General features: G+C 60.1%; 20 protein-coding genes and 1 tRNA gene. 8 read left to right on the top strand and 13 right to left on the bottom strand.

Translation table 11 applies throughout. The features are described 5' to 3' along the window. Positions 1–19: 19 nt before the first annotated feature. A complete protein-coding gene (locus tag K3G63_RS08560) occupies positions 20–526 on the bottom strand; it encodes a hypothetical protein (protein WP_220613623.1) in 507 nt (168 codons plus the stop codon). A gap of 130 nt (positions 527–656) precedes the next feature. Between K3G63_RS08560 and K3G63_RS08555 the strand changes: the two genes are divergently transcribed. Together K3G63_RS08555 and K3G63_RS08550 are read left to right on the top strand one after the other, a co-directional pair. Then, positions 657–944 carry a GNAT family N-acetyltransferase gene (locus tag K3G63_RS08555; RefSeq protein WP_220613622.1) on the top strand — a complete coding sequence of 96 codons (288 nt, stop codon included), beginning with the start codon at positions 657–659 and terminating at the stop codon, positions 942–944. Between the two features lie 243 nt (positions 945–1,187). Beyond that, positions 1,188–2,075, top strand: coding sequence for a universal stress protein (locus K3G63_RS08550; RefSeq protein WP_220613621.1), 888 nt, complete (start codon positions 1,188–1,190; stop codon positions 2,073–2,075). A 215-nt stretch (positions 2,076–2,290) separates the two neighbouring features. Here K3G63_RS08550 and K3G63_RS08545 read toward each other — a convergent pair whose 3' ends face one another. Both K3G63_RS08545 and K3G63_RS08540 read right to left on the bottom strand, forming a co-directional pair. After that, entirely contained in the window at positions 2,291–4,615 is a 2,325-nt protein-coding gene (locus K3G63_RS08545; protein WP_220613620.1) for an endonuclease, read from the bottom strand. 200 nt (positions 4,616–4,815) lie between these two features. Then, complete coding sequence (locus K3G63_RS08540; RefSeq protein WP_259404388.1) at positions 4,816–5,310, bottom strand: fasciclin domain-containing protein; 495 nt, start codon at positions 5,308–5,310, stop codon at positions 4,816–4,818. 628 nt (positions 5,311–5,938) lie between these two features. On the opposite strand from K3G63_RS08540, the gene K3G63_RS08535 reads away from it, so the two are divergent. Continuing rightward, complete coding sequence (locus K3G63_RS08535; protein WP_220613618.1) at positions 5,939–6,166, top strand: hypothetical protein; 228 nt, start codon at positions 5,939–5,941, stop codon at positions 6,164–6,166. Here the strand turns inward: K3G63_RS08535 and K3G63_RS08530 are convergent. From K3G63_RS08530 to K3G63_RS08505, 6 genes are all read right to left on the bottom strand, one after another. After that, a complete protein-coding gene (locus K3G63_RS08530; RefSeq protein WP_220613617.1) occupies positions 6,132–9,104 on the bottom strand; it encodes a cyclic nucleotide-binding domain-containing protein in 2,973 nt (990 codons plus the stop codon). The two genes, K3G63_RS08535 and K3G63_RS08530, sit on opposite strands and share 35 nt — an antisense overlap. 48 nt (positions 9,105–9,152) lie before the next feature. Next, positions 9,153–10,145: a YitT family protein gene (locus K3G63_RS08525; RefSeq protein ID WP_259404310.1), complete on the bottom strand. Its 993-nt coding sequence runs from the start codon at positions 10,143–10,145 to the stop codon at positions 9,153–9,155. A 310-nt stretch (positions 10,146–10,455) separates the two neighbouring features. Continuing rightward, complete coding sequence (locus K3G63_RS08520; RefSeq protein ID WP_220613616.1) at positions 10,456–11,478, bottom strand: sensor histidine kinase; 1,023 nt, start codon at positions 11,476–11,478, stop codon at positions 10,456–10,458. A 57-nt stretch (positions 11,479–11,535) separates the two neighbouring features. Next, the gene (locus tag K3G63_RS08515) at positions 11,536–12,348 is read right to left on the bottom strand and encodes a hypothetical protein (RefSeq protein WP_220613615.1); all 813 of its coding nucleotides are present in this window, start codon (positions 12,346–12,348) and stop codon (positions 11,536–11,538) included. 22 nt (positions 12,349–12,370) lie between these two features. After that, on the bottom strand, positions 12,371–12,853 hold the full coding sequence (locus tag K3G63_RS08510; RefSeq protein ID WP_220613614.1) for a hypothetical protein: 483 nt from the start codon (positions 12,851–12,853) through the stop codon (positions 12,371–12,373). Positions 12,854–13,229: 376 nt separating this feature from the next. Next, a tRNA-Arg gene (locus K3G63_RS08505) sits at positions 13,230–13,301 on the bottom strand. 154 nt (positions 13,302–13,455) lie between these two features. Between K3G63_RS08505 and K3G63_RS08500 the strand changes: the two genes are divergently transcribed. Beyond that, positions 13,456–13,947: an organic hydroperoxide resistance protein gene (locus K3G63_RS08500; RefSeq protein ID WP_220613613.1), complete on the top strand. Its 492-nt coding sequence runs from the start codon at positions 13,456–13,458 to the stop codon at positions 13,945–13,947. A 66-nt stretch (positions 13,948–14,013) separates the two neighbouring features. Here the strand turns inward: K3G63_RS08500 and K3G63_RS08495 are convergent, their stop codons facing one another. Together K3G63_RS08495 and sucC are read right to left on the bottom strand one after the other, a co-directional pair. Beyond that, entirely contained in the window at positions 14,014–14,892 is an 879-nt protein-coding gene (locus K3G63_RS08495; protein WP_220613612.1) for a transglutaminase family protein, read from the bottom strand. Positions 14,893–15,017: 125 nt separating this feature from the next. Beyond that, on the bottom strand, positions 15,018–16,223 hold the full coding sequence (gene sucC, locus K3G63_RS08490; protein ID WP_220613611.1) for an ADP-forming succinate--CoA ligase subunit beta: 1,206 nt from the start codon (positions 16,221–16,223) through the stop codon (positions 15,018–15,020). Positions 16,224–16,643: 420 nt separating this feature from the next. On the opposite strand from sucC, the gene K3G63_RS08485 reads away from it, so the two are divergent. The 4 genes from K3G63_RS08485 to K3G63_RS08470 all read left to right on the top strand — a co-directional run bounded on the left by K3G63_RS08485 (position 16,644) and on the right by K3G63_RS08470 (position 21,178). Then, positions 16,644–17,300 (top strand): ABC transporter ATP-binding protein, encoded by a 657-nt coding sequence (locus K3G63_RS08485; protein WP_110979954.1) that lies wholly within the window; start codon positions 16,644–16,646, stop codon positions 17,298–17,300. 394 nt (positions 17,301–17,694) lie between these two features. Continuing rightward, the gene (locus tag K3G63_RS08480; RefSeq protein ID WP_220613610.1) at positions 17,695–18,495 is read left to right on the top strand and encodes a hypothetical protein; all 801 of its coding nucleotides are present in this window, start codon (positions 17,695–17,697) and stop codon (positions 18,493–18,495) included. 239 nt (positions 18,496–18,734) lie between these two features. Next, on the top strand, positions 18,735–19,223 hold the full coding sequence (locus K3G63_RS08475; RefSeq protein WP_220613609.1) for a DUF2306 domain-containing protein: 489 nt from the start codon (positions 18,735–18,737) through the stop codon (positions 19,221–19,223). A gap of 32 nt (positions 19,224–19,255) precedes the next feature. After that, complete coding sequence (locus K3G63_RS08470) at positions 19,256–21,178, top strand: ATP-dependent DNA helicase RecQ (protein WP_220613608.1); 1,923 nt, start codon at positions 19,256–19,258, stop codon at positions 21,176–21,178. Positions 21,179–21,262: 84 nt separating this feature from the next. Here the strand turns inward: K3G63_RS08470 and K3G63_RS08465 are convergent, their stop codons facing one another. Next, positions 21,263–21,943 carry a type 1 glutamine amidotransferase domain-containing protein gene (locus K3G63_RS08465; RefSeq protein ID WP_220613607.1) on the bottom strand — a complete coding sequence of 227 codons (681 nt, stop codon included), beginning with the start codon at positions 21,941–21,943 and terminating at the stop codon, positions 21,263–21,265. Positions 21,944–21,973: 30 nt separating this feature from the next. After that, on the bottom strand, positions 21,974–22,273 hold the full coding sequence (locus K3G63_RS08460; protein ID WP_220613606.1) for a putative quinol monooxygenase: 300 nt from the start codon (positions 22,271–22,273) through the stop codon (positions 21,974–21,976). Positions 22,274–22,329: the final 56 nt, after the last annotated feature.

The following is a 22,329-nucleotide window of genomic DNA, read 5'->3' as shown; positions in this document are numbered from 1 at the left end:
CAGGTAGTACTACCACCGGCTATTTGTCTTTGTCGTCAGCGGCAAAGTGCGGGCCAGCCGCGTCAGCGCCCGGAATACCACGGCCCTTATCGGGGCGGAAGGCGCTGAACTCATCCGGGTTGTCATTTTTGCCAACATTTGGGTTGCGCGGCTTTTCCTCATCTTCGAGCGCAGGGCCATTGCTGTGGTTGGCCGGCTCGTTGGTGGCCCAGTTGCGCGTGCCGCCGGCATAGCGCGGATCGTCCTGCGCCCAGCCCTCGCGCTGCTCGGTGTATTCGGCATCGGCTACTTCCCGGGCCAGAGCCGGGTCGAGGTTTTGCGGGGTGCTGCCGCGCTGTTCCGGGAAAGCTATCTGCGGAGCTACACGTCCGCCCTGGGTTAGGCTTTCGCTTTCGGAAGCCAAGGGGGTAGGCGCGTCATTGGGTTTGCCAAACTCGCCGTACTGGGGCGTGCTGTGGCCTTCGGAGGAAGAAGCCTGATGAGGGTTCTGAGGCGTGAAGTCGGAATTTTCAGCAGTATGTGCCATAGGGCGTAGGAGAGAAGTGGGAGGAAAACAGGCCTCGGGTGGCCGGTGCTGCTTCTCTTACGTAAACGCGCAAGAAATGGCGGTCCTTGCCGGACCGTTGCCACTGTTGGTTTATTGCTTTGCACTTCTCATGACTGTTTCCGTAACCCACAACGCTGCCGATCAGGAATTCACCCTAGTTCGCGACGGCTACACCGCTGAGCTGGCGTATAGCTTTCCAGAACAAGAAGTTATCGATTTCACTCACACCTTCGTGGACGAGGAGCTGCGAGGACAGGGCCTAGCTGAAGAGCTGGCCCGGGCCGGCCTGGCCTACGCCCGCCAACAGCACCTGAAAGTACAGACCAGCTGCCAGTTCATGCGTCACTTTATGGAGCAGCACCCTGAATACCACGAGCTGCGGGCCCAAAAAGCTTAGACTGCGCCTGTCGACTAGGGCGAATAAGGGCCCAGCAGCTTTTTGGCGTAGTAACCCACTTAAGTAGTCAGAGCCCAGACGTCATGGCTTCCGCTACCTTACCTTACTACCAAGAACCGTTTTCATAGTTCAGCTAGAAATAACTGAGTATAAGACGTTTTTAATGTAGTATTAATTTTTGCTACTATGGAACGCAGTATCTTTCCCTGAAAGAGTTTACTGTTTCCATCAGTTGCTACCTCTATGTTCACTTTCCACGTCCTGACGGACTTCTCGGCTACGGCAACCAATGCGTTGCAGTATGCCGTGGTAGTGGCCCGACACGTGGGTGGCCAAGTGCGGATTTGGCATGTGCCGCCGGAAGCAGCCGGCGAGCACCACGCCTATTTCAGCCCGGCCAGCCAGGAGCTAGCCGGCCCGGCGGTGGTGCAAGAACTGACGCGTTTAGCCGCGCAAGTAGCCGCCGAAGTGCCGTGCACCTGGGAACTGCTGCTCACGGATCCTATCAGCCGCTTTACCGACTTGCTGGCGGATGCTACCGGGCACGTACTGGTAGTCGGCAACGCCAACCCCGCGAAATCCATGGCCTCGGCCCGCCAGAGCACGGCGCTGCACCTAGTACGGCACCTGGCGCAGCCCCTGCTGGTAGTACCCCGTACTTTCCGGGCCGGGCCGGTGCCGCGCCGTATTGTGCTGGACACCGACCGCCGCGCCGTGCGGCTGCCGCAGGCTGCCCAAACTATTCCAGGTCTGCTGGCTCAGCTAACACACGCACAACATCCGCTCCTGCTGGGCCATCTGCCCAGCGATGTTGATCTGCTCCTTACCCGCAGTATTCCGGAGGTAGTAGGCATTCATGTGTACACCGGTGAGGCATCCCCCAAGATGGAGGAAATAGCAACGCAGGTACGCCAAACGGGCTTACTCGAAGGCGTTGCCCACACCGTGGCCTCCACCCGGCACCCCAGCATTGAGCAAGGAATTCGGCACGCCGCCGCCCGCTACCGGGCTGATCTGCTGTCATTCGTGACCCGGCCACGCACCTATCCCGGGGAGCAGTTTCTGCAAAGTGTAACGGCGGGGCTGCTGGCTCACAGTCACATTCCCGTTCTGACTATATCGGAGGTGTGAGGCCACTCTGCTCTGTTATTTACCGAGTGAGCATACAACGTGAGTGATACTACCCGCATGTTAGTACCCGTAAAACGGCCCGCACTGCAAGGCGGGCCGTTTCGCGTTTGAGGCCTCAGCAGCCGGCCTTCTACGAGAAAGTCCACCCTCCATTACCGCTGACGGGCGGTGCTGGAGGGTGGACTTTGTGTGAGGAGCAGGTGGCTGGTTGAGGGCTAGGGCTGCACCACTACGCGGCTGGTATAGCGTACGCCATCTACCTCCACGCGCACCGAGTACAGACCCTGAGCCAAGGAGTGAACATCAAGGGTAGTTGTTTCGGTGGCGCTTACCAGGTGGGTGCGGCTGAGTACTCGCTGGCCCAGGGCGTTGTAAAGGGCAATGGTCGCCTTTTGCTGTCCGCGTACCTGTGGCAGGCGCAGGTACACGCTACCCGTGGCCGGATTCGGGAACACCTCCAGCCCAGGGGCGGAAGTAGCGGCAGCACCGGCCGACGTGATGGTGGTACAGGTGCTGCTGTGGCTGCCTACGCCCGTGTACACGTCGGTGCCGAGGGCCTGCCAGCCTTCCGCTGCCACTGACCAGCGCGTATTGCCCCGGCTTACGGTAGGTTTGCGTACCAACGTGTTGTCCTTGGTAGAGCCACCCGTTACGCTCCAGGCGCCGCCCGCCGGAGCCTGCCCGATTACGCCAATTACGTCGAGCGTATCGGAGCCATCAAACAGCCCGATGGAGTGGGGACCATTGAAAAAGCATACAGCCGACTGCAAGTCGGTTTGGGCCTGCACGCTGGAGGCCGTGACGCCCGTGTTGGCAATTACGTACACGTCGCCGGGAGCCAGCGTACCGGTGAGGGTAGCCGTTTGCGAGGCCGCCGTGGAGCCGCTAGGGTAGAGGCGCACCTGAATGCCGGACAAATCGATAGAAGCGGGCGAGGGGTTATAGATTTCCAGCACCTTCGTGTTGCCGGCTGCGCTTTCCACGTACTGCGAGAAGAACAAGTCGGTGCAGGGCGAGCCTACCGGGGCCTGGTCGTCGTTTTGGATGGTGAGCAAGTGGGTAGCGGGGGCGCCCAGCACGGCTCCGCCGGTAGTGGGTGCGCCCAGGACTAAGCGCACGGTTTCGTTCGGCTCGGGTTGGGCGTCACCGGCCACAGTTACGCTAACCGTGCGGGTCTGGGTGGCCTGCCCGGCCGTGAAGGTCAACGAAGTCGTGCTCAGCGTATAATCGGCGGGGCTGGTGGCAGTGGTGCCGGCCGTGCTTACCGAAACCGGAATGGTGACATCGGCAGTGGGGGCGCTGCCGCTGAGCATGACGCTTACCGTGTAAGTACTGCTCGTGCCCGCGTCGCCCTCCAGCATAGTGCCGGTGGCCGTAGTAAAGGCCAGAGTCGGGGCCGGACCATCGTCGTTGGTAATCGTCAGCTCGTGGGTGTTGGGGCCGCCTACCTCCCCGCCAGTGGCGGGGTTGCGCAGGCTCAGGACTACCGTTTCATCAGCCTCAGGCTGGGCGTCGCCGGTGAGCGTAACGGTAACAGTCTGGGAAGTTTGTCCTGCCGCAAACGTCAGGGTCTGGGGCGCGAAGGTGAAGTCCTGCCCGGGCGAGGCGGTGGAAGAAGCGGCGTCAAGCACTACCTCCACGGTGAGCGGGGTAGTAGGAGCCGGCGACACGGAAACGGTAGCTGAGTAGGTGCTGGTACCGCTGGCGCCTTCTGGGGCACTGCCGCGGGCAGCCGCAAAGAAGAACGTGGGCGGCACCGGGAAGCCCCAGGCACGGGCCACAAGTCCGGGGTAGGCAACGTAGGGGTTGAAGTTGCCCTGGCTTTTGGCCGTGCGGCGGTTCCGCTCCCGCTCGCGGGCGTCCACTGGGTCGGCCAGGTGCCAGGCGTAGAGGGTCTGCAGGTCGGCGGCGGCCGTAATGACTTCCTTGCCCGCATCAAACTTTTCGTTCTGGTGCATGGTGTAGAAGTAGAAAATAGCCCGGGCTAGGTTGCCCTTGTGGTCTTCGCGGGGCTCGAACTGCGTGTCGGTGTCCTCGCTGTACTCGTTGATGCTGGTGGCCGGAATCGTTGTCTGGCTCTGGTTGTTGCGCATCCAGAGGCGCGTCTGGGCATCCGGAATTTCCGCAAACGGGTCGGAGCCGCGGTTGCTGTTCCAGGTGTCGTAGGTCGGGAACAGGTGGTGAATGTCGGAGCGCATACGCACTACCTCGTTAAACCACGACTGCGGCACAGTATGCTCGCAGTTGATGCGCGTGACTACCCCGGGGCTGGTGTTGCTGGAGTCCAGGGGCGTGTTTTCAGTGTAGCCGGAGTACACGCACACCACTTTGCCGTCCTGGTTATCCACGTAGTTGTACATCTTGCCCCGGGCCACGTTGTAGCTCAGCTCAATACGTTTGCCGTCGTACCAGTTCTGTCGCAGCCAGGCTTTTAGATCGTTGCCCTGCAAGGCAATGGGTGGGGCCGGCGGCAGGGTTTGGGCCACGGCAGCGCTTACACTCAGCGCCAGGCCCAGAAGGTAGGAGAAGAGATGTTTCATAAGGAGCAAGGGTGTGTAAATGACAAGGAGGAACTCAAAGGTCCTAAATCCTACCCGTACCAGCAGGCTTACAGGGCGTCAGCCGGCGTTTGGTAACAATTCCGTAACGCGTAATGACAGCCGCCAGGTAAGGCGGAAAACCACAAAAAGGCCGGCCCCTGGAGCAGGAGCCGGCCTTTTCGTAGAGTGCTCATTAGCGCTTATTTAGTGGGCATCAGCACGGTGTCAATTACGTGAGTCACGCCGTTTTTCGACACCACGTTCGGGATGGTTACGTTGGCCATGCCACCCTTGGCATCGTGGAGCATCACCGTGTCGCCCATGCGGTGCACGGTCAGGGTTTCGCCCTCTACGGTAGTCAGCGTTTGGCCGTCCTTCAGGTCGGCGGCCAGCAGGCGGCCGGGCACTACGTGGTAGGTGAGAATAGTGGTGAGCTTCTGCTTGTTTTCGGGCATCATCAGGGTGTTCACCGTGCCCGAGGGTAGCTTATCGAAGGCCGCGTTGGTGGGGGCGAATACCGTGAACGGGCCGCCGCCCTTCAGCGTCTCTACCAGTCCGGCACCTTTCACGGCGGCTACCAGGGTCGTGTGGTCCGTCGAATTCACGGCGTTATCTACGATGTCCTTGTCGGGCGTCATCATGGCCCCACCTACCAATACCCCCGCGCTGCCCGACGACATGGTCATGTCCTTCATGTCCTTGCCTTTACGGGGTTTGGTGGTGGCCTTCAGCTTGGCGCCGTCTTCCGACTCGCCTTTTACTTTGACTTTACCGTCGTCGCCCACCTTGGTTTTGGTGGTCATGCCGGCTTCTTTGGTTTTGGTTTTTTCGTCGTCCGACTTGGTTTTCATTTTTCCCTGCGCCAGGGCCGAGCCCGTGCTGAACGTGAAGGCCAGAGCCAGGGTTGAGAGCAAATACTTGTTCATTGCGTGCAAGAGAGTTGGAGTGGGAAGCAGAGAGAGGTACCCGCCGCGGTGGGCCGGGCTGCCGCTATATACGCAGGAGCTTGCCATTAGGATGTATGCCCGGTTACAGGGCGTATGAGTAGCGCTGTAGAACCTGCTGCCGCGGCGGAGCATCTTACTCAAAATATTGCGTTACTACCTGGTATTAGCCGGCTGGCATGCCCGCCTCGGCCAAACCGTATTCGAGGCAATTGATACCACATGCTAGAGGTGTGACGCGGGCGGCCGACTGGTAAACTCACGGTACTTGCCCTCCTGGGAGCCAACCGCCACCGTGCGGACCGTGTTCCGGGGCGAGTAGTGCCTCGCCCACGCCAGTGACGCAGCCCTGGCCGTGCGCGGCGCGCTCCGTCTTCCTGTGCTGCCCGCGCCGCAGGGCCTTGGCGACCAGTTCAGCGTGGCAATTGGGGTAGACACTAACGGAGTAATAACCGGCGCTATGGGCTCAGTTGCCCCGAAGCAGTTGTACTTCCCCATTATCAGGGACACCGTGAACCGGGCCCAGTGCCTGCAGTTACGGGCCCGCCCCAGCCAGATTCTGATTGTACTTACTACCTTACCCCTGCTCCCCGCGCCAGGGTTTTGAGTTCCTCGTTTTGCTGGCGCAGGCGCTGGCAGAGCACGCGCAGGATGTTCTGGAGTACTTCGGGACATTCTTCCATCACGTCGTAGAAATCTTCCTGGTCAAGGCGGAAGGCCACGATGGGGCCGTGGGCCACGGCGGAGGCCGAGCGGGGCTCGGCGTCGAGTAGGGCCAGCTCCCCGAAAAAGTCGCCCTCGCGGCACGTAGCCAGTTGATGGTCACCGGTGAAAATGCCTACCTCCCCCGTGTAGATAATAAACAGGGAGACACCCAAGTCGCCCTTGGCAAAAATGGCGTGCTGGTCGGGGAAAACTACTTCCTTCATGATGGGCACAATGCTGCTGAGCACGTTCTCGGGCGTTTGGGCAAACAGGGAGGTACGGCGCAGCAGCAGCAGCCGGTCCATGGCCGCTATATGGGTTGGGGGCGGCGGGCTGGGGGCACTCTCGGGGGTAGGGTAGAGGCTGCGCCACTGCTCGAATACTATCGGATAGCGGGCGGGCAGCAGTGCCAGCACACCCTCGGCACTTTCCCGCACCAGCGGCTGGGCTGAGTGCAGGTACGTATGCAGCAAACCCACGGTGGCGGGGGTAGGCTGCCACTGGCGCAGGGCCACGCTCAGGGTCCAGGGGGCAAACACTTCCTCGCCCCGGTGCAGAATAGTAGTTAGAACGGATTCCGGCGGCACCGGTCCCAGCAGCTGGTCGAAGGTCTGGACTTTTTTAGAAAGCCGGCCGCTTTCCGCCAAGGCCTGCAAGCCCTGATAGAGGGGGCGCGGAATCAGGTTGTCCAGGATTTCCAGCGCGCTTACCTGATGCTCCTGGCTGGTGCGGGCAATGCCGCGCTGGGCCTGGAGGATGGGCTGACGGTCGTAGAGTTGCAGCAGCAGCCCGAACAGGCGCTGTTGCACTTTCGTCAGCTCATATTTCAGGCAGGAGCGCAGCTCTACGTTAGCGCCCAGCATGCCGTGCAGCAGCTGCTGAGCCAGGCGCATTTCCTTTTGCATCAGGTGCTGAAACAGCGGAGCATCGGCCGCTACCGAGTCAAAGCGGCTCAGGGCCTGCAGGGCCGCGGCGCGGCGGCTAAGAGTAGGCTGCTGGGCCAGAATGAGTAATACCCGACGGCTGGCTGGGGTAGCCAGGCGGGCGCACACGGCGGCCAGCCGGCGCAGCAGAGGATAGTTGGTTTGGCGCTGCAAGGCGGCTTCCAGGGCCGGTAGCGCGGCGTTACCCATGCGTACCAAGGCATCGGCGGCCGGCTTTCGGGCGGCCTTTTCTTCCAGCAAGCTCAGCAGCACGCCCAGCACCTCGGGAGTGGGATGCTGAGCCGCCGCGGCAACGGCGGCTTTCGTCAGGTCTGGCTCCAGGCTGCGCAGGCAGGTGCGCAGCAGTGTTACTTGCTGGGCGGGGGGTAGCAACCCGAGCAACGCCAAAGCAGCCTGGCGCTGCTCGGCGTTGTCAGAGGCTGCTAGCTGCCGGAGGCTGGCGGCAGCGGCAGGAGAAGGGAGTTCGGCCGTAAGCAGCGCGCGGATGGCCTGCTGCCGCACGGCCAGGCTAGGGTCGTGCAGCGCCGTTTCGGCGGTAAGTGGTGTAGTGGAGGTACCTGGGGCCGCTTCGGTGGGGAGAGCCTGCTCCGACCAATCCAGCGACTCGCCGATACTAAGCCCGGTTTTTTGCTCGGCCAGGTAGTAATGGTGAGCGCGGCGCAGCAGCAGGGCCGCCGTGAGCAGCAGCGCCCCCATCCAGGCAAAGGCTACCCATTGGTTCGCGCTGGGCCTGGCCTGCATGGCCAGCAGCAAGAGGCCGGCCAGGCCCATGCCCAAGGGCTCGCATATGCCTTTTGCCAGCGCGTGGCTCTGCAGGCGCCGCGCCGGAGACAGAGAATAAAACAGCACCAGAAATACGGGCTCGAACGCGGCTCGTCGCAGCACTTCCAGCCCCAGGTACAGGCCGCAGAAATACACCAGCTGGCCTTCCGCCCCCACACCCAGCCGCCGCAACCCCTCCAAAAGGACTACCCCACCCAGCGCGGCCACGGGCAGCAACAGCAGTGTGCGAGGAAGCCCCAGCCAGGTGAGGCCATGGTGCAGCAGCAGCTTGCCCAGCATGGCCAGCAAGTAGGTGAAAGCCAGTACACTCCCTACATACTGGAGCACAGTAGCCTGGTTCAGCATCCTCTGCTTGACGTGGACAAAGAAAAAGTACTCCGCGCCCGTTCCCGCGGCGGCCAGCGTAAACAGGCTTAGTCCCAGGCATACCACCAGCGGAGTATAGCCTAGCAGCCACTTGGGCAGGGGAGTGGCTCCGGGCGGGCTGGGCCGGCGCGGGGCCGGGTGGGCTTCTACCACCTGCGAGCCAAAGGTGAGATACTGAGTGTACAAGGCCCCCAGATAGGCCCCAAAAGCCAGCAGTAACAAGACTCCCAACTCGGCCCGGGCGCACACGAGAATGGCCAGCACGGCCCCCAGGGCTTTGGCCGGCAGGTCGGCGGAGCTGATGAGGCTGACCCGGTGCCGCTCCTGGGGCACATCGAACACTACCGCCGACATACTCCAGAGCTCCAGGTTCGTGAGCAGATAAAGCAGGTGGTAGGCGGCCATCAGAGCCACCGCAACGGGTAGGGAGTTGTCTGCCAGTAGCCCCACGGCTGCCAGCAGCCCCGTACAACCTACCACCCCCATCAGCCCCCGTCGGGCTAGGGTTGGCAGCGGCCAGCGGTGCTCCAGGTAGGCGTACACCCGGCCAACGCCCAGCATAGCCAGCGCACCCAGCAGGTAGCCCAGGGGTAGGGTGCGCTCCGGCTGGTGTTCGAGCAGTAGCACATTGGCTACCACGTACACCAGGATGGTACCCATCCCTAGCAGAAAGTGATGCAGAAAAAACAGCGCTACCGACGTTGCCTCCCGCGCCCGCACCCCCAAGACCTGTCGCCACGTATCCATTGGTCGGCTGTTAAGTAATCCAAGTGACGGTGCCACCAGCCCGGGCACCTAGTGTAGCGGCCGTTTCTTGACCAGGCCCCCGCGCGTATCGCTCACGCACTGCATCACAATAAAGGCGTGCGGGTCGATTTTGCGGATCTCATCCGTGAGGCGAATCACCTCCAGGCGCGTGACAACGGTGAAGATGGCCTCAATGCGCAGGTGCTGGTGACCGTGCGAGCCGAAGCCACGCGTGCACTCATACACGGTAGCCCCACGGCGGAGCTTGTCGGTGATAAGCTGCCGGATGGCCTCGCTGTGGGTGGAAAGTATGGTCAGGCCGGTGTACTCCTCAATGCCAGCAATAACGAAGTCCACGGTTTTCGCCGCTGATAGATAGGCCAGAATAGAATACAGGGCCGTTTCCACGGAAAGCAGCCAGGCCGCCACCCCGAAGATAATAATATTGATAACCAGGATTATATCCCCAATGGAGCCGGGCAGCTTCTTGCTGATGTAGAGGGCCAGAATCTCGGTGCCATCGAGCACGCCTCCGCCCCGCATGGCCAGTCCCACACCTGCTCCCAGGAAAAAGCCCCCGAACACGGCAATCAGCAGCTTATCCTGGGTCAGGGAAGGAAACGACACTACCAGCAGCACCCCGGCCAGGGACAGAATGGTAAGCAGGGTTTTCAGGGCGAATTTGGGCCCGATCTGGAAGTAGCCCAGCACAATGAAGGGAATGTTGATCAGCACAATCAGCACCGACAACGAAATGCCCGTCACTTGGCTCACCAGGAGGGAAATACCGGTCACGCCACCGTCGATAAAGCCGTTGGGAAGCAGAAAAGCTTTCAGCCCCAGGGCCGCGCAAAACACGCCCACCAGCAGCATGGCCCCGTGCACCAGCAGGTGTCGTAGCCACTGAAATGAGAGCCGATAGAACAGCCCGTAGTCGGTGGCCGGAGTGCCAGCGGGCCCCGACGACAGGGGCGGGGCGGCTACCTGCCGGGCCAGCCGCCGGGTGCGCAAGCGCGCGGGAATAAGTTGTTCGATTAGCATGGGGCGTGTAACCTGCTAAGCGTGAAATCGTGCCAATGCCGGGGCCCGCGGCCCCGGGAATTGCTAGGCCCCGGCCCCTGTGTCCAGTATCAGCCTGCCTCAGCTTCCCCCTTTCTATTCCGGTTCCGTCTTGTTGCCAGGCGCAACCCCTACTCAAGCGAGCTATGCTCGTTTGCCTCCATCCATCCGGCTGCCCGCAGGAACTACTGCTGTGGCAATGCCCCCACCCCTACTTTGGGTGCGTTCGTTTTAAACAAAGTGAAAGTATACATAAAATGCGTTATAACCTATGAGCATTCCGCCGCAGTACCTAGCTCCGGGAAAGGGGTAGGCTAATGCGGAACTCGGTGAATTCGTCTTGCTGCGTGGAAAGCGTCAGCGTGCCGCCGTGTCCCTTCGTAATGATATCGTAACTCAGCGACAAGCCCAAGCCCGTACCAGCACCTGTGGGCTTCGTTGTGAAAAAGGGCTGAAAGATTTTCTGCTGAATAGCGGGTGGGATACCTAAGCCATTGTCCCGCACGCAAATAAGCGCCTGGTGCGCGCTGGCTTCAAGCTGCACGCTCACCTCGGGCCGGTAGCTGGGTAGGGCCTGTTGCTGGCGCTGGCGCACAGCGTAGAAGGCATTGGTAAACAAGTTGAGCAGCACCCGGCCAATCTCCTGAGGCACTACTTCTACCGCGGGCATATTCGGCGCAAAGCGGGTGGTGAGCGTTGCCACGAAGCCGTGGTGCTGGGCCCGGGCGCTTTGGTAAGCCAGTTGCAGGTATTCTTCGGCCAGGGCGGCCAGGTTGGTAGGCTGCCGCTCGCCGGTGCTGGCGCGGGAGTGCTCCAGCATGCTGCGCACAATAGCCGCCGCGCGTTGGCCGTGCTGGGTAATGCGGAGCAGGTTTTGCTTCAGGTCGTCGAGCAGTTCTGCCTCCAGCGGGGAGCGGGTGGGGGCGCGGCGCTGCTCGTCTTCTAGTTCGCTGATTAATTCACCAGAAACCTCGGCAAAGTTGTTGACGAAGTTGAGCGGATTTTGAATCTCGTGGGCAATGCCGGCCGTCAGTTCCCCCAGCGAGGCCATCTTTTCGCGCTGCACCAGCTGGGTTTGGGTAGTGCGCAGCTCTTGTAAGGCTTCTTGCAGGCTGTTGCGCTGGGCTACTACCTCGGCCGTGCGCAAGGCTACCTGCTGCTCCAGCAACTCGTTCTGCTGAGCCAGCAGCGCCTGCTTTTCGCGTTCCTGCCGGAGCCGCCGATGCTGCTCCCGAATCAGAATGCCCACGATGCCCACGGCCAAGAGCAGCAAAATAGGGCCAATCAAGAGTAGGGGTAGTAAATCGTGGGGCATAGGTGGCTGCCGACAGAGGGTAGGAGCGGACACGCGAAAGCAGGGAGCTGCTGGCGGTCAGCTGCCACCCGCTGCTGGCACCAGCCACCGCGGCGAGCGGGGCAGCCGGAGCGTCAGCAGGGAACGGCCCAGCAGACGGTAGCGGCGCGGGTGCCAGGTGCTATAGTGCAGCCACCGCGGCAGGGCGCGCCGGGGAACCACGCTCAGGGGGAAAAACTGAAACATCCAGGCCAGAAGCCCCATTTGTACGGCCATGAGCAGCATATCAGGCGCGCTCAGCAAGATATCAAGCCGAACCAGGGTGGCAGCGTCGTAGCCGGCGTGGTAGATGCTGTTGATGGCCACGTAGCTGACAACAGAGCTGGAGCAGTACACCAGCACGGACGCGCTCAGAAAAAACTCTGGCTGCTGCTCCAGCGGCGGCCCCGGCGTACGGCTGCGCGTCAGGTGTAGCACGTGGAAAATAGCTACCACCAGCAACAACACGCACCCCAGAGCTTGCGAGTAGGTATTGACGTCGGTAAACAGCCCGTTCAGGTAGCTGGCATCCAGCAGGGCAACGCCTATAAATAGCGCCAGCCCCCCGAGCATAAGCGGCCGTACCCGGGCGGGTAGTAGCTGCCAGTAGGTCCGGACCAAGCAGCTCACTAACACTACCGTGGCCAGGTGGTACACGTACACGTTGTTGCGAAAGACCAGCCGGCTGCACGTGTCCAGAAAGTAAAGCAGTGATTTTGCTCCTACGAAGTAGTACACGGCGCGGAAAGCAGGCGGTATGTGATAACGCCGCACCCAGGCGCAGGCCAACGGCACCAGGGGCGCCGCTTCCAGCGCCCGATTAAGTACGTGCAGGCCTCCCCAAGTATCCATCGGTGCACAAGCTGGTAGGTTCTTACCGCATCAGGCCGCTGGTTCTATCACAGTTGGCCGGACATTTTTCGGGGCTGTAAAGCAGCACATCACTGCGTAGAGCCCGGGTTTTGGTAGGCACGAACAGGTCCTTCCCCGTTTTATCAACCGTCACTACAATCAGTTGATGGACTCCGTGCTGGTCAATGGCGTTGTAAATGCGGATACCCGCGTTATTACCGGAAATCAGCTGCCGAATGAGGTCTTTATTAAAGTACTGGGAGCGGGTATACACCGTGGAGTCCTGGTGGGTCAGGCGGTAGCGTTTGGTCCAATCCGCCAGTGAATCCAGGCCAGAGGAAGTCGTGACTACCTTGCCCGCCTTAGGCTGGAAACCGGGTCTGCCGCCCTGGCTGCCAGCCGCCAGGGGTGTTCGGTGTGCAGGCTTCCTTTGCCAGCTTGCTATACTTCCTACCAGTAGCAGCACCAGCAGTCCTACCCCCAGAAATCCTAACTGCTTTTTCATAGGGCATATAAGTAAGCACCTGTTGAAAGCCAGGCCCCACTGGGGCGAAGTACCCGAAGTATGTTGCGCTTGCTTTACTAATAATAATAAAAAATCTATGAATAGTAAAATAAATGCGCAGGGTATTCCTCGGGAAATAAACCGTGGTGGCTAGAGCAGCCAGCGGCAGCAGACCAGCAAAGGCCGCCGGAAAACCCGCAGCAGCACAGCCCGAAAACCACTAGAAGCGAAAAGCCCGCGAGCAGAAAAAAGCAGTGCTGCCAGGCAAGCGGGTAGGGGCCGCGGCGTACCCTTGGCAGCTGCCCACTTGCCGCCGTTAGGGTAGTTGCCCAAAAAGAAAAGGTCCTTCAGGTATATCTGAAGGACCTTTGCAAAGTGGTGGCGCCAGGAATCGAACCTGGATCAAGAGCTTCGGAGACTCCCATACTATCCGTTGTACTACGCCACCAGGGTAGAGTAGTGGGTGGCAAAACTAGAGAGAAAATACGGCGCTGCCAAACTCTAATCTGCATTTTCTGCAAAATCCTACACTGTCCAGAAGTAACCTTCGGCGCCTCAGTACAGTTAACTACCCAGACCAACACCACCTGAACCTATCTTTTATGGCAAGCACCGAAAAAAAGACCTTATACACAGCTGATGCAACGGCCATTGGCGGCCGCAGTGGCCACGTTCGTTCCGCCACCGGCGTCATCGACCTGGAAATGTCAGTGCCGGAAGGCCTAGGCGGTAAAAAAGGCGCCACTAACCCCGAGGAACTGTTCGCTGCCGGATATTCGTCCTGCTTCCAGCAAGCCCTGCTCGTAATAGCCCAGCGCTCCGGCGACCGGCTCGACCCGCAAACCGAAGTGAAATGCTCAGTTTCTCTGTTCCAGGAAGGAGAGGCCTATGGTCTGTCGGCTGTACTGGACGTTGACCTGAAAGCTTTTGACCGGGAGAAAACCATTGATATGGTGCGGCAGGCGCACAAAATCTGCCCTTACTCGGTAGGTACCCGCGGTAACATTGAGGTGGAACTGCGCGTGCAAGGAGAAGTTATTCCGGTGCAGGCCGAGGAAAACGTAGGCGTAGCCGAGAAAGGCGGCGTACAATAGGGCGCTTAGCGCACTTCCACAAGCAAGAGGCCCGGCCGCATATGCAGCCGGGCCTGTTGCTTATGGTTAGCGAGCAGTGGGCTCCTCTCCCGCAGCCAGCCAATCGGTGCCGGTAGGAGCGGCGTAAAACGTAGCCACAGAGTGGGTGTAGCGAATGTTGTGAATGGCCTCAGTGCGCTGAAACACTACCGGCTTGTGGGCCCCCAAAGGCACCAGCATCAGCCCCGTTCGGGCCGACTTCACGCCGTAGCGGTTGTCCATCACGGTATCAAAGTAGAACAGGTACTGCTGTACCCATTTGAAGTACGATTTGGGCTTGGCGTCTGTGGATGTCAGCACCGTCAGGTTGGGAGCATCGGCCAGCAAGGCCTGCTGCAACTCCACGGCATTAAGCGGCTTATCGCCTAGCATTGGAATAATATCCGCCTGGCTGTCTACCATCACCCACTTGCCCAGGTCGGGTAGCCACGCCTCGGCCAAGGCGTGGCCCGCCGCCGAAGCCTTGGTTTGCACATTGGCCGCCTTCAGGTACAGGGGCCGGGCCGGAATACCCACGGCGTTGAATGCTGCTGCCAGCACCAGGCCAAACTCCACGCATTGCACCTGCTGCCCGAGCATAGCGGCCTTTAGGATGGCAAAGGGGTCCTGAGACTGAAACTGCTTGTGTCCATCGTGGTCTAGGCGGAAGTGCACCCACTGGCACAGCGCCCGGGCCCGACCCAGATCCGTGGTTTCCTTGGCAATTATCTGGTCGAGGCCGTACATTTCCCGGAAACGAGTCAGGTAGTCGCACTTAGGGGAGCTATACTGAAAAGGGTAGGGAACCGGGTCGAGAGTAGCCAGGTAGGGAAACGAAGCTTCTTCCTTTCCGGCCTGTTGGGCCCACACGGCCCGGCCACTCAAGCTTAACGCCAGAAAAAAAAGCGTAAAGGTCTTACGGTGCATAGGATACGCTTACGTGAGGTACTTTAAACGGGGCCGTTGCGTTGGGGTTAGCGTTACGCAAGCAAAATGCCCACCCGGTAACTCCGGATGGGCATTGTAAGGTACCATAGGATCTGGGAAAAAGCCTAGGAAATACCCTGCTCCGCCAGAACTTCTTTTACTTTCTGGGCGGCGTCCTTTAGCAGTACGGCCGAGTATACCTTCAGGCCACTCTCATCAATGATACGGGCACCTTCCTCGGCGTTGGTCCCTTGCAGGCGCACGATGATGGGCACTTTGATGTCGCCGATGTTCTTGTAAGCCTCTACTACGCCGTTGGCTACCCGGTCGCAACGCACAATGCCACCGAAGATGTTGATCAGGATGGCTTTTACGTTCGGGTCCTTCAGGATAATGCGGAAGCCAGCTTCTACGGTCTGGGCGTTGGCTCCACCTCCTACGTCGAGGAAGTTAGCCGGCTCGCCACCCGAAAGCTTGATAATGTCCATGGTAGCCATGGCCAGGCCAGCGCCGTTCACCATGCAGCCCACGTTGCCATCCAGCTTTACGTAGTTCAGGTTTGATTCCGAAGCTTCTACTTCCAGCGGATCTTCCTCGTTCGTGTCGCGCAGGGCGGCGAAGTCCTTGTGGCGGTAGAGGGCGTTGTCGTCGAGGTTTACCTTGGCGTCAACGGCCAATATTTTGTTGTCCGACGTTTTCAACACGGGGTTGATTTCGAACATCGCCGAGTCCGTGTCGTCGTAGGCTTTGTAGAGGGCCGACACGAATTTCACCATCTCCTTGAACGCCTCACCCTCAACGCCCAGGTTGAAAGCAATTTTGCGGGCCTGGAAGCCCTGCAGCCCCACGCGCGGGTCAACATACTCCTTGTGGATCTTCTCGGGATGCGCCTCCGCTACCTCCTCGATGTCCATGCCACCCTCGGTGGTGTAAATGATAACGTTCTGGCCCGTAGTGCGGTCCAGTAGTACGCTCATGTAGAATTCCTTGGTTTCCGACTCGCCGGGGTAGTACACGTCCTGGGCAACCAGTACTTTGTGCACCTTGCGGCCTTCGGCGCCGGTTTGCTTGGTTACCAGCTGCATACCAATGATTTGGCCGGCAATTTCTTTTACCTGCTCCAGGTTCTTGGCGAGTTTCACCCCGCCCCCTTTGCCGCGGCCACCGGCGTGAATCTGGGCCTTGATAACGTGCCAGCCGGTACCGGTTTGCTCCGTCAGCTTTTTGGCAGCTTCCACGGCTTCTTCGGCCGTGTCGGCCACGATGCCTTCCTGCACGCGTACGCCGTAACGCTTCAGAATGTCTTTGCCCTGATACTCGTGAATGTTCATAGAGGTCAGTTAAGGGTCGTTTGGGGGTGGTTTACTAGGCGCGAAAGTAGGGAGAAATGAGTTGATAGTTACTGTACCGCTCCCGGATAAGATGCGGGCTAACCGACCAGCAGTTTCTGAAAGCATCCGGCAGCTTTCCTGGCCAGCCCGGCCAGCTTAGGTTGCGGGTGGCCCTCAGGCTGGCATTGTAGACCGCATAGTGCGCGCGCCGGCACCGTTGCTCCGGCTTTCTACAGCGCACGCCCTGGCCGGAACACCGTGCCCCGCCGCCCGTAGAACGGGCCTACTGGCTGGTAGCCGGCGCAGCTGCCCGCTTGGAAGGTCTCTAGTCAATAGATTCCACGGCGGAGCATGAGCGCAACGCCCGACATTCCGTAGATTTGTTTCCTAACCCCTCGGCTCACCTTACCCGGTTTCGTTTTGCTGCAAGCCATTAACGTCCGCAAAAAATATAATACGCTGGAAGTGCTCAAGGGCATCGACCTGACCATTGAGAAGTCGGAAATCGTATCTATCGTCGGTTCCTCGGGGGCTGGAAAAAGTACTCTGCTGCATATTCTAGGCACCCTGGACAACCCCGATTCGGGGGAGGTGTTGTTTGATGGCGAGTCCGTCAGCTCTCTGGGACGCTCCGATCTGGCCCGGTTTCGTAACCGGCACATCGGCTTCATCTTCCAGTTTCATAACCTGTTGCCCGAGTTCACGGCCCTCGAAAATGTGTGCCTGCCGGCCTACCTGGCTGGCCGCTCGGAAAAGGAAACCCGGGTGCGGGCCCGCGAGCTGCTCGGGATGTTGAACCTGGAGCGCCGCGCCGACCACAAGCCCTCCGAAATGAGCGGTGGCGAGCAGCAGCGCACGGCCGTAGCCCGGGCTCTGATCAACTCCCCCGAAATCATCTTTGCCGACGAACCCAGCGGCAACCTTGATTCGCAGAACGCCCAGGAGCTGCACCAGATTTTCTTTCTGCTACGCAAGGAGCTGGGCCAAACCTTCGTCATCGTGACCCACAACGACCAGCTCGCCGAAATGGCGGACCGGAAAATCACAATGAAAGACGGCAACATCTGGGAAGGCTAAACAACCTTAGTTGTCCGGGGTGGGGTAGGTGCACCGGCGGAACCGCCCTGTATTCCTGCTTGTTAAAGCGTATTCTAGCTCATGCTAGAATACGCTTTTTTTGTTTCCGGCCACTCGTTCGATATGCCCCGGGCAGGGGTCGTAGAAACCCGCCGCGGCGTTTTCGGTACGGCCTGCAGTGGGTGCATTCCTGCGCCACGCCAAGCTCAGGCAGAGGGGCTGATGACTAATGAGGATAGGTGTCTAATATTTTTAGGAATACATCTTGTAATGTGCTGATAATCAATGGTAAAAATTTTATAAAAAACACCTAATATTTGCACCTTTCGCGCGCCCGTATAGTTATATACTCAAATAACAAAACGGTACTACAGGACATAAAAGGAAAGACGCCATGAGCGAAGCAACTAAGAACGTAAAAGAGCCGGTTCGTAAGACGAAAGTGGAGAGCTTTGACATCTCGCGCTCCGACGAGACGCTGCACTTGGCGACGGACCTGGCTAAATTTATCAAAGACAACAAGCTCAGCACCACGGTGCAGGGTAAGGAATTTGTAAACGTGGAAGGCTGGCAGTACGCCGGTTCGCGCCTGGGTATTGTACCCATCGTTGACCACGTTATCAATGTTTCGACCGAGCAGGAAATTAAGTACCAGGCCAAAGTAACCCTGTTCGACATGAAGTCGGGGCACACGGTAGGAGCGGGCTTTGCCATCTGCTCGAATAAGGAGCAGGGCAAGAAGTTCTACCAGGAGTTTGCCATCATGAGCATGGCTCAGACCCGGGCCATCGGCAAAGCTTACCGCAACATTCTGGCCTGGATTATTCGCGCCGCAGGCTACGAGCCCACTCCGGCCGAGGAAATGGAGTACGGTGGCAATACTCCGGCTGTTCAGCCAGCCATGCAGGTAACGCCGGCGGTTACTCTTGCCCCAGTAGCTGCTGAGGCGCCCGCCGCCATGAAGGCTGTGCCTGCTGAACCGGCTGCGGCCGAAGCCCCGGTGACTACCTACGCCACAGCTTCGCAGAAGGAGGAAATCATCCGGCTGCTGAACCACCCGGTGATTACCCGCCCCGAGAAAACCAAGATGTTGCTCAACATCAACCGTCTGGACGAGGAGCGTGCCACGCAGGCCATTGCCAAGCTGAAGAAGGCCATCGACGACCGGGAAAACGGTCAGGCCGCGGCGGCCTAGCCTTCCCTACTCCCTATAGCAAAAGCCCGTGGCCCTCAGCCGCGGGCTTTTTGCTTCTACGCCGCCCCTCAACTACTCGGTAAAACAGCGCACTTCAAGGTTGGGCGAAGAACGCTTGGGTAGATTTTGGCTACACTTCAGAAGCCCCGGGGGGCAGTTTAGTAACTTCTGATTGGGCGCGGGCCGGTACCTAGGCACTTTAGCGGCAGAGTTGTCCTTCACCCCCTGATGCTACGGCCATGTTTCATTCCGCTACCGGGTTTATTCACTTGCTGAGCGCGCTGCTGGCCATGCTGGCCGGAGGCGTGGTACTACTTAGCCGCAAAGGAGGCCGGTGGCACCGGCAGGTGGGCTACCTCTACGTGCTAGCTATGCTGGTAGTCAACGCCACTGCGTTTACTATTTTTCGGGTGACGGGCCACTTCGGGCCTTTTCACTGGCTGGCTCTGGTGAGTCTGGTTTCGCTGGCCGGGGGCATGGTGCCCGCGCTGGCGCGCCGCCACATAGCCGGGTGGGTGTACTGGCACTACTACTTTATGAATTGGTCAGTGGTGGGGCTGTACGCTGCTTTTTGGGCCGAAACGGTTACCCGCCTGCTACCCATGCACGTGTTCTGGCCTGTGGTTGTGGTAGCCACGGCCGCCACGACGGCCGTGGGGGCGCGGCTGATCCGGCGTAATGCCGCGCATCTGCTGGCGCCGGCCACGCCGAAAACGGCCGGGCACTAGCGCGCGGGCAGGGCGAGCCCTACCTTTGCGGTATGTCTGAGCACCCTACCGATGATATTCTGCACGTACTGCGCCAAACCTGGGGCCACACCCAGTTTCGGCCTCTGCAGGAGGAAATTATCCGGTCAGTGCTGGCAGGACAGGATACGCTGGCCCTGCTGCCCACCGGCGGGGGAAAAAGCATCTGCTTTCAGGTGCCGGCCCTGGCCCGGCCAGGGCTTTGCCTGGTCGTGTCGCCGCTAATTGCCCTGATGAAAGACCAGGTGGAAAACCTGCGCAAGCGCGGCATCAAAGCCGAGGCTGTGTACGCGGGCATGAGCCATCAGGAAATCGACCAGACCCTGGACAACTGCGTGTACGGGCCGGTAAAGTTTCTGTACGTGAGCCCCGAGCGGCTGCTGACCGACATGTTCCGGGCCCGGGTTGGTAAGATGAAAGTAAGCTTGCTAGCCGTTGATGAAGCCCACTGCCTCTCGCAGTGGGGCTACGATTTCCGCCCGCCCTACCTGCGCATTCAGGAGCTACGGGCGCTGTTGCCGGGCGTGCCCTGCATAGCCCTCACGGCCACCGCCACCGAGCAGGTGCGGCAGGATATTGTGGAGAAGCTGCAGTTTGGCTCTACCTGCCGGGTGTTTCAACAAAGTTTCGCCCGGCCTAACCTCTCGTATTCGGTGCTGAATACTGAGGATAAGCTCCGCCGCCTGTTGGAGGTAGTGCAGGGAGTAGGGGCCGGCAAAACCAGCATTGTGTACGCTCGCACCCGCAAGCAAACTGAGAAAGCGGCGGCCTACCTGCGCCAGCAGGGCCTCTCGGCCGCGCCCTACCACGCTGGCCTGCCCAGTGAGCAGCGCACCCGTACCCAGCAGGACTGGATGCACAATAAAACGCGCTGCATGGTGGCTACCAACGCCTTTGGCATGGGCATCGACAAGCCCGACGTGCGTCTGGTGGTGCACCTGGAGGCGCCCGACAACCTGGAGGCCTACTACCAAGAGGCTGGCCGCGCCGGCCGCGACGAGAAATACGCCTTTGCCGTGCTGCTGCAAGGGCCTAACGACGCCGACGAGTTACGCCGCCGTACCCAGCAGGCCTATCCGCCCCTGGATACCGTGCGCCGGGTGTACCAGGCGCTGGCTAACTTCTCCCGAACGGCCGTAGGCGGCGGCGAGCTGGTAGCCTTCGACTTCGACTTAGCGCAGTTTGCCGAAACCTACCGCCTTAAGGCCCTGGAGGCCCACAATTCGCTGCGTATGCTGGAACGCGAGGGGTTCGTGCAGCTTAATGAAGCCGTCAACAACCCCGCCCGGGTGTACATCCCCATCGACCACACCGACCTCTACCGCTTTCAGGTAGCCAATGCTCAGCACGATCAGCTGATCAAAAGCCTGCTGCGCTTTAATGGAGGCGAGCTGTTTGCTGGCTTCCAGCGGATTTCGGAAAACAGCCTGGCCCAGCACCTGCGCCTGAGTGTGGTGGATGTGCGCAAGATGCTGCTGTTTCTGCATCGCTCCGGCATCATCCAGTACCAGCCCAAGCACGAGTCGCCGCAGGCCCTGTTTACTACCCCCCGCTTTGATGCCGCTCAGTTACCGCTGGATCAGAAACGCCTGAACCAGGCCCGGGAGCTGGCCCGCCACAAAACCGAAGCAGTACTTCGCTACGCCGCCGGGGGGCGCTGCCGCCAGCAGTTGCTGCTGGAATACTTTGGCGAGCTAGACGCCCCGGCCTGCAAGGTCTGCGACTTTTGCCTGGCGAAAAAGAAAGCCAAACAGGATGCTGCTCCGGCTCCCGACCTGCGTGCGCAGCTGGTTTCGCTGGTGAAGGCTACCCCCCAAACGCCCCGCGAAGTGCTGGCGCACTTCGCGCCGGGGCAGGCTACTAGCATCACGCAACTGCTGCGGGAGCTGGTGGAGCTGGGTGAGCTGCACTACGCCGCCGACGGGCGGCTGGGGTAGGCACTGTCACCTGCAAATTTCCTGGAAACGCAAAAGCCGCCTCAGCGTCTGCTGAGGCGGCTTTTGCGTAGTATGGGCCGGAGCCTACTTCTGTAGCAGTTGCAGCAGCTCTTTGGCGGCCGGCTCCGAGGAAGCTGGGTTCTGGCCCGTAATCAGGTTTTCGGAGCGCACTACGTAGGGCTGCCAGTCGGCTATTTTAGAGTAGGCGGCGCCGCTTTCCTTTAGCATGTCTTCCACCAGGAAGGGCACTACGTCAGTGAGCTGCACGGCGGCTTCCTCGGAGTTCGTGAAGCCGGCTACCTGCTTGCCTTTCACCAGTAGCTCGCCGTTGGGAGCTTTTACGTGGCGCAGCACGCCGGGCGCGTGGCACACAGCCGCCACGGGCTTACCGGCAGCATACATAGTTTCAATCAGGGCAATTGACTTGGGGTCTTCGGCCAAATCCCAGAGCGGACCATGGCCGCCGGGGTAGAACACGGCATCATAGTCAGCGGCCGAAACGGAGTCGAGTCGGACGGTATTGGCCAGGGCCTGCTGGGCCTCCGGGTCGTTTTTGAAGCGCTCCGTAGCTTCGGTCTGGGCGCTGGGGTCGTCGCTTTTGGGGTCGAGGGGCGGCTGCCCGCCCAGGGGCGAGGCCAGGGTGAGCGTCGCGCCGGCATCTTTAAATACATAGTAAGGCGCGGCAAATTCTTCCAGCCAGAAGCCGGTTTTGTGGCCTGTGTTACCCAGTTGGTCGTGCGAGGTTAGCACCAGTAAGATGTTCATGGAAGTCGATTTTGAGGGTAGGAAAATGAGTTAGCCCAACAGGTGATACACCGATACGTGGCGTTCTGTGAGCAGGGGCACCAGCTGGCCCGCCACCAGCTCCTTGTAATGAGGCGAGGCTACGTGCGCTTCCAGGGCGGCCTGGTCGGCGTACTGCTCATAAAACAGGAAGTGCGTGGGGTCTTTGGGGTCCTGGTGAGCCAGGTAGAGCAGGTTGCCTGGCTCGTTGGCGCGCACGGCAGCGGCGGCTTGCAGCATCAGCTGGCGCACGGTTTCGGCGTGTTCCGGCTGGGTGCGCCACTCGGCGGTAATGCAGATGATGGCAGACATAAGGCAGATGATAAACGGAAGGTTTTGGGTACCGGCAGGGGGTAGGCAGCCGCGCT

The organism is Hymenobacter sp. HSC-4F20 (assembly GCF_019599275.1).
GTDB lineage: Bacteria > Bacteroidota > Bacteroidia > Cytophagales > Hymenobacteraceae > Hymenobacter.
Note: the sequence above shows the minus strand (reverse complement) of the source record. Positions and strands in the feature narration are given on the sequence as shown.